The organism is Acetobacter papayae JCM 25143 (assembly GCF_000613285.1).
Lineage (GTDB): Bacteria > Pseudomonadota > Alphaproteobacteria > Acetobacterales > Acetobacteraceae > Acetobacter > Acetobacter papayae.
The window spans coordinates 1-8,448 of record NZ_BAIN01000088.1 but is presented as its reverse complement, the minus strand read 5'-3'; the positions used below and the strand labels follow the sequence as shown (position 1 = coordinate 8,448).

Annotated in this window: 9 protein-coding genes and 1 pseudogene; 8 read left to right on the top strand and 2 right to left on the bottom strand. The window is 59.2% G+C overall.

Annotated elements, in window-relative coordinates:
* The first annotated feature begins 181 nt into the window (after window positions 1-181).
* On the top strand, window positions 182-868 hold the full coding sequence (locus JCM25143_RS19800; RefSeq protein ID WP_159101654.1) for a bifunctional adenosylcobinamide kinase/adenosylcobinamide-phosphate guanylyltransferase: 687 nt from the start codon (window positions 182-184) through the stop codon (window positions 866-868).
* Entirely contained in the window at window positions 850-2,304 is a 1,455-nt protein-coding gene (locus JCM25143_RS13600; RefSeq protein ID WP_025861607.1) for an NAD-dependent succinate-semialdehyde dehydrogenase, read from the top strand. Before JCM25143_RS19800 ends, JCM25143_RS13600 begins: the two co-directional genes overlap by 19 nt.
* Window positions 2,305-3,705: 1,401 nt before the next feature.
* Here the strand turns inward: JCM25143_RS13600 and JCM25143_RS24870 are convergent.
* Window positions 3,706-4,683, bottom strand: a complete 978-nt coding sequence (locus JCM25143_RS24870) for a TauD/TfdA dioxygenase family protein (RefSeq protein WP_267879966.1) — start codon at window positions 4,681-4,683, stop codon at window positions 3,706-3,708.
* Entirely contained in the window at window positions 4,680-5,000 is a 321-nt protein-coding gene (locus tag JCM25143_RS24865; protein WP_267879965.1) for a TauD/TfdA dioxygenase family protein, read from the bottom strand. Before JCM25143_RS24865 ends, JCM25143_RS24870 begins: the two co-directional genes overlap by 4 nt.
* Before the next feature lie 343 nt (window positions 5,001-5,343).
* Between JCM25143_RS24865 and JCM25143_RS24340 the strand changes: the two genes are divergently transcribed.
* The 6 genes and pseudogenes from JCM25143_RS24340 to JCM25143_RS24315 form a co-directional block, all read left to right on the top strand.
* Window positions 5,344-5,886, top strand: coding sequence for a TonB-dependent receptor plug domain-containing protein (locus JCM25143_RS24340; protein WP_234395285.1), 543 nt, complete (start codon window positions 5,344-5,346; stop codon window positions 5,884-5,886).
* Entirely contained in the window at window positions 5,847-6,227 is a 381-nt protein-coding gene (locus JCM25143_RS24335) for a hypothetical protein (protein WP_234395284.1), read from the top strand. The genes JCM25143_RS24340 and JCM25143_RS24335 overlap by 40 nt, the downstream gene beginning before the upstream one ends.
* Complete coding sequence (locus JCM25143_RS24330; RefSeq protein WP_234395283.1) at window positions 6,224-6,394, top strand: hypothetical protein; 171 nt, start codon at window positions 6,224-6,226, stop codon at window positions 6,392-6,394. Before JCM25143_RS24335 ends, JCM25143_RS24330 begins: the two co-directional genes overlap by 4 nt.
* Entirely contained in the window at window positions 6,391-7,587 is a 1,197-nt protein-coding gene (locus JCM25143_RS24325) for a TonB-dependent receptor (protein ID WP_234395280.1), read from the top strand. The genes JCM25143_RS24330 and JCM25143_RS24325 overlap by 4 nt, the downstream gene beginning before the upstream one ends.
* Before the next feature lie 59 nt (window positions 7,588-7,646).
* The gene (locus tag JCM25143_RS24320) at window positions 7,647-8,117 is read left to right on the top strand and encodes an MFS transporter (protein ID WP_025861605.1); all 471 of its coding nucleotides are present in this window, start codon (window positions 7,647-7,649) and stop codon (window positions 8,115-8,117) included.
* Window positions 8,078-8,448: pseudogene (locus JCM25143_RS24315) on the top strand (MFS transporter); the annotation flags it as partial. The gene JCM25143_RS24320 and the pseudogene JCM25143_RS24315, both read left to right, overlap by 40 nt.

Here is an 8,448-nt window from a genome sequence, read left to right as displayed (position 1 = left end):
GGAGTTCTGTCTTGGACGGCGCCGGGGCGCTGGACAACGGATGGGGGGCTGGCAGCGGCGCGGACGGCATGGCGGAATGTCCTGTGCGGTGGCAAAAACGGCAAGGCGGCGTGCACCCGGAGTGGTGCGGTCGCCCGGAAACTGGGCGGGGAGAGCATCCCCTGAAAAGGCGGATTATCGCATGAGTGGCGTTGTGCTCAACCTTTCCGATACAGGGCTGGCCGGAACCTTGCTGGTTCTGGGTGGTGCACGCTCGGGCAAAAGCCGTCTGGCAGAGGCCTGCCTGACAGCCCTGCCCGGCCCCCGGCTTTATGTCGCCACAGGCCGGGCATGGGATGAAGAAATGGGGGCCCGCATAGCCCAGCACAAGAGCGCGCGCGCTCATGCGGGCTGGCAGACAGTGGAGGAACCGCTGGATGTGCCGGACGTTCTGGAACAGCATGCGCATATGCCTGTCCTGTTGGACTGCCTGACCCTGTGGCTGACCAATCTTTTGCTGGAAGAGCAGGATGTGGAGGCATACAGCGCGCGCCTGCTCCAGAGCCTGTCTACCCGTCTGGCCCCTACGGTGCTGGTGGGAAACGAGGTGGGGCTGGGTATCGTGCCTGATAATGCGCTGGCCCGCCGTTTCCGCGATGAGGCGGGAACCTGCACCAGAAACTGGCAGCGCAGGTCGGTCGGGTCATGTTTGTGGCGGCGGGGCTGCCCATGGTGCTCAAAGACCACAAACCAGCCTGACCTCGCGTCGCTCCGGCGTGTGGTGTGGGGGTTTGAGGCAGGGCCAGCCTGCTGTTACAATGAAGGACAAAAGGCGGGCTTGTTCCCGCCCTATCTGCTTGAGAGGGCTTTATGGCTGAAACACTGGTAAACACACAGCTTCTGATTGGCGGAAAATGGCGTGACGCGACGGGTGGCCGCACGATTGACGTGCTCGACCCCGCAACGGCGGAAGTCATTGGCCATGTCGCCCATGCGGACAAGTCTGATCTGGAGCAGGCTGCCCTTGGTGCCGCTGCCGGGTTTGAGGTGTGGCGCAGCATGAGCGCGTGGGAGCGTTTTGGGGTCATGCGCAAGGCCGCTGCCCTTCTGCGCGAGCGTGCGCAGGATATCGGGCGCATTATGACCCGTGAGCAGGGCAAGCCCGTAGCGCAGGCAGTGATCGAGATTATGGTCGCAGCCGATGTGATTGAATATTTTGGCGAGGAAGGCCGCCGTCTGAATGACGAGCTGGTGCCCGCACGCGCGCGCGATGTTGAGCAGCGCGTTCTGCGTCGTCCCGTGGGTGTGGTGGCGGCGTTTACGCCGTGGAACTTCCCCATCAACCAGATTGCCCGCAAGCTGGGTGCGGCCCTTGGGGCCGGGTGTGCGGTTATTGTAAAAGCACCGGAAGATACCCCGGCTTCTCCCGCTGAACTGATCCGCTGCTTTTGCGATGCGGGTATCCCCGAAGGGGTTGTGTCGCTCGTTTATGGTGACCCGGCCGAGATTTCGGAATATCTGATCGCCCATCCGGTGGTGCGCAAGATTTCCTTCACGGGGTCTACGCCGGTTGGCAAGCATCTGGCCTCTCTGGCCGGTGCGCAGATGAAGCCTGTCACTATGGAACTGGGCGGCCATGGCCCCGTCATCATCTGCCCCGATGCGGATCTGGATGCAGCGGCCGAACGGCTGGCCGGTGCCAAGTTCCGCAATGCGGGTCAGGTGTGTATTGCTCCCACCCGCTTCCTGCTGCACCGCGATATTGCACCGGCCTTTTTGGAAAAGTTCAAGGCGCAGGTCAGCGCGCTCAAGATCGGCAGCGGCCTGCAGGATGGCGTGACCATGGGGCCGCTGGTTAGCGAGCGGCGCGTGAAAGCCCTGACCGAACTGGTGGAAGATGCCCGCCAGAAAGGGGCCGAGCTGTGGCAGCCCGATACGCCCCTGCCCAATACGGGCTTTTTCTTCCCGCCCACGCTCGTGTGCAAGCCCACGCTGGCTATGCGTCTGATGAACGAGGAGCCGTTCGGCCCCATCGTTATTGTGGATGAATATACCGAACTGGCTGACGCGGTGCGTGAAGCCAACCGCCTGCCTTACGGTCTGGCGGCCTATGTCTATACCCGCAATGAGCGGACCGAACGCCTACTGGGCGAAGCGCTGGAAGCGGGCATGGTGGCGGTGAACCATCATGGTATCGGCGCGCCGGAAACACCCTTTGGCGGTGTGAAGGATTCCGGGTACGGCACGGAAGGTGGGCCGGATGCGCTCAAGGCGCACACCATCATTAAACTGGTGAGCAGCCAGCACGTCCCTGCGGCGTTCTGAGCCTGTGTTGTCCCCCTTCGCCCGGTCGGGCGGAGGGGGTACCCTGCCGGTAAAACCGCCTAGCGGGCCGGAAGGGACGTATCGTGGGGAATACGATACAGGGCCTGAGCGCCCTCGCGCCAGACCTCGGTCATGCCATCCAGCCCGTGTGGGTTAAAGGCAGGCGGCGTAATCAGCCAGACAAAATCGAACCGTTCGCGCGGCAGTTCAGCCAGCGACCTGTCTAGTGACCATGCCGGGCCACAGGGTTGGGCCATCACGATCTGTGATGGATCCTGACCGTAATGAAAACCGGGGTCGGTGCTGGCGAAATAGATAGGCTGCACAACCTGTGTGCGCCCGATATTCCATTGATCATTCACGAACGCATCGCGGCGGAGCAGGGCCAGAGAGGGCAGGTGATCCAGCCTGTGAGGATTCCAGCCCGTGCGGCAGCCCCGGCCCACAAAGGCCGCAACGCGCTGGCCTTGCGGAATATGGGCAACGGCATGCAGCGCTTGGTTATAGACCGTGGCCGACAGCGCGAAGCTGGTCGTTGTGCCAAGACAGCGTAGGGCGAAAAAACCAACCGCCAGAACAGGCAGAAAGCGCAGGCGTGAGGCAGCGCTACCGCTGACAGCCACGGGGCGGGGACGAAAGGACAGAAAACCCAGTGCGATAATATACGGTGTCATGCGCATATCCGCGTAGGAGCCGCCACCAAAAGCCGAGGGTACAACACAGTATAGTGCCAGCATGGCGATGGCGGGGTAGCCGAGCCGCGGGTCTGGGCGCATGAGGCGGGATCGAAGCAGAAAAATCAGCATGCCAACAAGGAAAACGGCGCTGGCGATGTCAAAAAACATCCAGCGGTCGCAGACGAGCTTGGCAATCCAGACCAGCTTGTCAGACCAGTTGTAGTTCCAGTGTTCGCTACCACCATCGCCGCGCCAGAACGCCATGATGACGAACGGTGGGGTAAGAGGTAAAAGCCTGAGTAGCATGCGCGCTAGTGAAGGCCAGCGCCGGTCGCTCAGGCGGGCACACTCGGCACAGGTGGCGCACAGCCCGAGTACCAGCCACCCATAAACATGACAGAGCCAGAGCAGGGACGACAGAATAACAAAAAGCCCCGCGCGTAAGGCTGTGCGGTTGCTCTGGCCAAGGCGTAGCCAGAGGGCAAAGGCATTGAGCATCAGCGCCATGGACAGGCTGTAATTAACAAAGCCAAACAGGAAAGGCGTGTTGAAAACCAGCGGCATGGCAAACAGGGTTGCCGGGGGTACGGTGCCATGCACCGTGCGCGCCAGATTGAAAAAACCCAGCAGGGTTAGGATCGGCACCAGCATGATGAGAATGCGTGTAGCTGGCTCAAGACCCAGCAACTGGCCCAGCGGCAGAAGAATGAGATCCGCCCCCAGATTACCGTTTAGGTGCCAGTGCAGGGCATAATACTGCTGGAGCGCGGGGGAGAGCGCATGATCTGCTTCCACCCGGTATTGTCCCATATGGCCGGGTAAATCGGTCAGCGGTGGAATGGCAGGGTAGAGAAAGGGCAGCATGATCAGGATAAAAAATCCGATCAGGCCGTGCGGAGCATCCACCACGGCCGGGGGGCCTGAAAGGCGTGCGCGGGGGCATCATGGGCTGGGGCAGGCATAAGGCGGTCCGTAGTAATGAAGACGCGCCTATACCATAAAATCCCCCTCGTGCCTTCCGGGGGGAGCATGGCTGCCTGTCCCGGAAGGCTGGGGCTGGTTGATCAGGCCTGTGTGCGTTCAGCCCAGTGGTGCGGTGTTTCGAGCAGCACACGCGGTTGGGCTGGGCGTTGATGATCTGCTCGCTCTCGCGTCCGTCTGTGCTGACGGGGGTATCGCCCACGAGAGTGACACGCTGGAGCAGGCGCGGGAAATCACCAAAATCGGCCACGGCGCGGTGCAGCGCTGCCCTGTTGTCCCACATGGCGACATCACCTGCCTGCCAGTGCCATGTCAGCGTGTTTTCCGGCCGGGTGGCGTGGGAGAGGAACAGTTCCAGCAGGGCATTGGAATCGGGCAGGTTAAAGTCCGCCAGACGCTTGATGAAATTGCCCAGAATCAGGCTTTTCTCACCCGTTTCGGGGTGAATGCGCACCAGCGGGTGCCGCGCTTCGAAAACACGTGCCGCGAACACATTGGCCGACCACTGAACGAACTCCCAGTCCCGTTCGGCAACCAGATCGGTGTGGTCGTAACCATCATTGGTGTGGATGGCCCACAGCTTGTCCGCCAGTTCCTGCAAGGGTTTGGGCAGGCCCTCATAGGCTGTGACGGTATTGGCCCACAGCGTTGCGCCACCATACGGGGCAGGCTGGATGCAGCGGAGGATGGAGGCCTTGGGGTAGGACGACATGAAGGTCATGTCGCATGCCATGTATTGGCGGCCCGGCCTTTACGGGCCTTGAGCTCGAAAATGTGGTTGGTGCCTTTGGCGCTGGCAACGGTCGGGTGCGAAACCAGCGTGCCAAAGCGCGTGCCAAGCTGTTCCTGCTGGCTGCTGTCGAGTGTCTGACGGCGGAAGAAGATGACCTTGTGCTCGAGCATCGCCTTGTAAATGAAGTCGATATCCTGCTCCGGCAGGTCGGGGGAGAGGGTAATGCCGTGGATTTCGGCACCGATATTGCCCCCCAGTTTGGTCAGGGTGGGGTGAGCGGGCGCTGCGAGCGGGCTGAGAGACATCTGAGCAAATCCCATAATAACGAATAAAAAGCGTTAATTTCGCTCATGAGGGAAGGCCACAAAGACTCTCAATAAAACTGTTATAAAACAGTAAGTTAAAGAGTTTTCCGTGACACCCGTAGGCGGTTAAGGAGGTCTGGTTCCGCATGGCATAAAACCGCCCGGAGCGAATCACCCCTCTGAGGTGTGAATATAATGAGAAATGAAAAAATAACAACATTGACTTTTAGTTATTTTATGACCGATAAAACGATTCGTTATCGGACTTATGTAAAACACTTTTTTTTTCGGTGAATTAGCGATGTCAGTCATGTCAGCAGGTATGCGACGAATTGTTTGGACCATGTCAGCGACATCGCTTGGTTGTGGTTTGGGTGGTGGGCTTGATACGGGTCTGGCCCATGCGGCGGGGGCGTCACAGCCTGCTGCCAGCGCGGAAGAGGTAACGGTCAGCGTGCGGCGGCGTAGTGAGCCGCTGCAGAAAGTGCCTGTGGCTACAACGGTTTATACCGCCAGTCAGGCGCGGCGTGATAACGTGCATGACCTGCAGGGTATTTTCGAATTTATTCCCTCGGCCAATTTCCGCGCCAATTCATCCTCCAAGGATCGTGCGGTGTTTATCCGTGGTATTGGCACTATTTCCACATCGCCGGGGGTGGAGCCGTCGGTTTCGACTGTGATCGATGGCGTGGTGATGGCCCGCCCCGGCATGGCCACAACCGATATTGTGGGGCTGAGTCAGGTAGAGGTCATGCGCGGCCCGCAGGGCACGCTGTTTGGCAAGAACGCCTCGGCTGGCGCGGTGAACATCAGCACCAATAAACCCACGGCGGATTTCCATGCTATATGGAGGGCGGCTATTTCTCGGGTAACGAATACCGCCTGACAGGGGGGGTATCTGGCACGCTTGTACCGTCCAAACTGGTGGCCAACGCCGATTTTCTGGTTGGCGGGTTTGACGGCAATGTTACAAACATCGCCAACAATACCATGGTGAACGGATACGAACATCGTGGCGTGCGTTCGAAATTCCTCTGGACGCCGGATGATGAAACAAAGGTAACCCTCGCTCTGGACTACATGTACCAGAACGATCTTGTGCCAACAGGCGTATATTCCTCTACCTCGCAGGTGGCGTTCCCCACCAATATATCGACACCCAATCCGTCTTTGGCAGCAACCCTGAATGCTCAGGGCATTAGCCTTCACGGAACAACACGCAGGTGAGCAATAATATCCAGAGCCGCTCGGTGGATCATACCGGCGGGGCGGCGGTTACGGTCGATCGTGATCTGGGGGCGGGTTACAAGCTAACCTCCATCTCCGCGTACCGGCGGTGGCAGAACACTCAGGATCAGGATTATGACGGTCTTGGTTCCACCCCCGCAGGGTGACAGATGTGCGCGATCATGGGCAGCTTAATTTCTGGCAGGCATCGGAAGAACTGCGCATTGCCTCACCGCGTGGGCATTTTTTCGATTACGTGGGCGGGTTCTATTACCTGCATGACGTGGATTCGGAAGTCTATAGCCGTAACGTGGTGACAGGCAGTGCCGCCAGCCCCAATCCGGGTCGGGGTGTTTCCAATTATGGTATTGCCAACAACAACTATGCTATTTTTGCTGAAGGTAACCTGAACTTCACAAAGCGTTTCCGCGCCATTCTCGGCTTGCGTCTGCTGCGTGATGACCTGTCTTACAACATGGCGCGTAATTCAACGGCTACGGCGTCCAACCCGGTTCTGGGTGTTCGTCCGTCTTATGCCTCGACCGGTTCCACCTCGCAGAACGGCTATGTGGATCGTATCGGGCTGCAATACGATATTACGCCTGACATGCACGCCTATTTTACCTATTCGCATGGGTATAAGGGGCCTGCGTATAATACGTTCTTCAACATGCAGTCCACCGATTCACAGGTGCTCAAGCCCGAGCAGAACAACAGCTATGAAATCGGTCTTAAATCGCAGTTCTGGCACCGTCGTGTGACGGCAAACCTTGCGGCGTTCATTGAAGATTTTTCTAACTTTCAGGCAAATTTTCTGGATAACGTCAACGGTGGCGCCGTTTACCGTATGATCAATGCCGGGTCTGTTTCCTCCAAGGGTGTGGAAGCGGATGTTTCGGCTCATGTGCTGCATGATCTGACACTGGGTGGGAATTTCACCTATAATTACGCTGTGGTGGATCAGTTCAACTGCCCTGCTGGCGCGCCGGCTTCGTGCAATGTCAACGGCCAGCAGCTACCTTTCGCGCCGCGCTGGAAGTTCGTGCTTAATGCGGATTACACCCATGCGCTGAGCGATCGTTATTCGTTCTCGGTCGATAGTGATTACACATGGCAGAGCCGCACGCAGTTTGCCCTGACGGAAACGCCCGACACGGTGCAGAAGGCTTATGGTATCTGGAACATGAGCACGACTTTGCGTGATACCAAGCTCAAGCTGCAACTGTCGCTGGTGATGCGTAACGCTATCAACACCCATTATGCGTCCTATATCAGCTACGGCGCTGTAGGCGGCACGATGGACTCCATCCCGCGTGATTATGGGCGGTATGGCGGCTTTATCCTGCGCAAGGATTTCTGAGCCATGTCGCGCGCGCCACGAAAGGAAAGGGCTTTTCCCTGGGCGGCTATGCTGCTGCTGTGTCTGATTATCGTGGTCTCCACCGCGGACCGGCAGATCATCGCCTGATCAAGCCTGTTCTGGATCAGACCTTTGGCTGGAGTGCGCGTGATTACGCCCGGATTTCTTTCTGGACGCAGGTTGCCTCGGCCTGCAGCCTGCTTGCATCGGGCTGGCTGGTGGACAGGCTGGGGTCGCGCCGGGTGCTGGGCGTAGCACTGGCAGGCTGGAGCCTGATGACCGTTCTGCACGCGGTGGTGACAACGGTTAGGGAGTTCATACTGGTGCGTGCCACGCTGGGCGCACTGGAAGGGGCTGGCATGCCCAGCCTGATGAAACTGATCGCGACGGGTGTGCCGCGTGCAGAGCGTGCCCGTGTCATAGGTATGGTTAATGCCGTGCCGAATGTTGCGGCTGTCATTACGCCGGTTCTGGTTGGGCTGTTGCTGCCATGGGTCGGCTGGAAAGCATGGTGGTGGGGCTGGGCCTGACGGGTGTGGTGCTGGCCGGGCTCTGGTTGCGTGACCGCTCGGGGCCGTGGAGTGCTCAGTCTTCAGGCGTGAAACATGAACCGGCTCCGTCAGTTCCCGGAGCGGTAGTAGGCGAAGCGCTGCGCAGCGCGCCGGGTTTTGCGCGGGTTGGTGTGTGGCGTTTTGTGGTCGTGTTTTCGTTGTGCAAGGTGCTGTCTGATGCAACATGGTGGGTGCTGCTGTATTGGCTGCCCGATATCCTGCACACCCATCTGGGCCTGAGCCTGCGGGGTGTGGGTGTGGCATCTGGCGGGGTGTATCTGGGGGCGGGTGTAGGCGCTTTTGTGGGCGG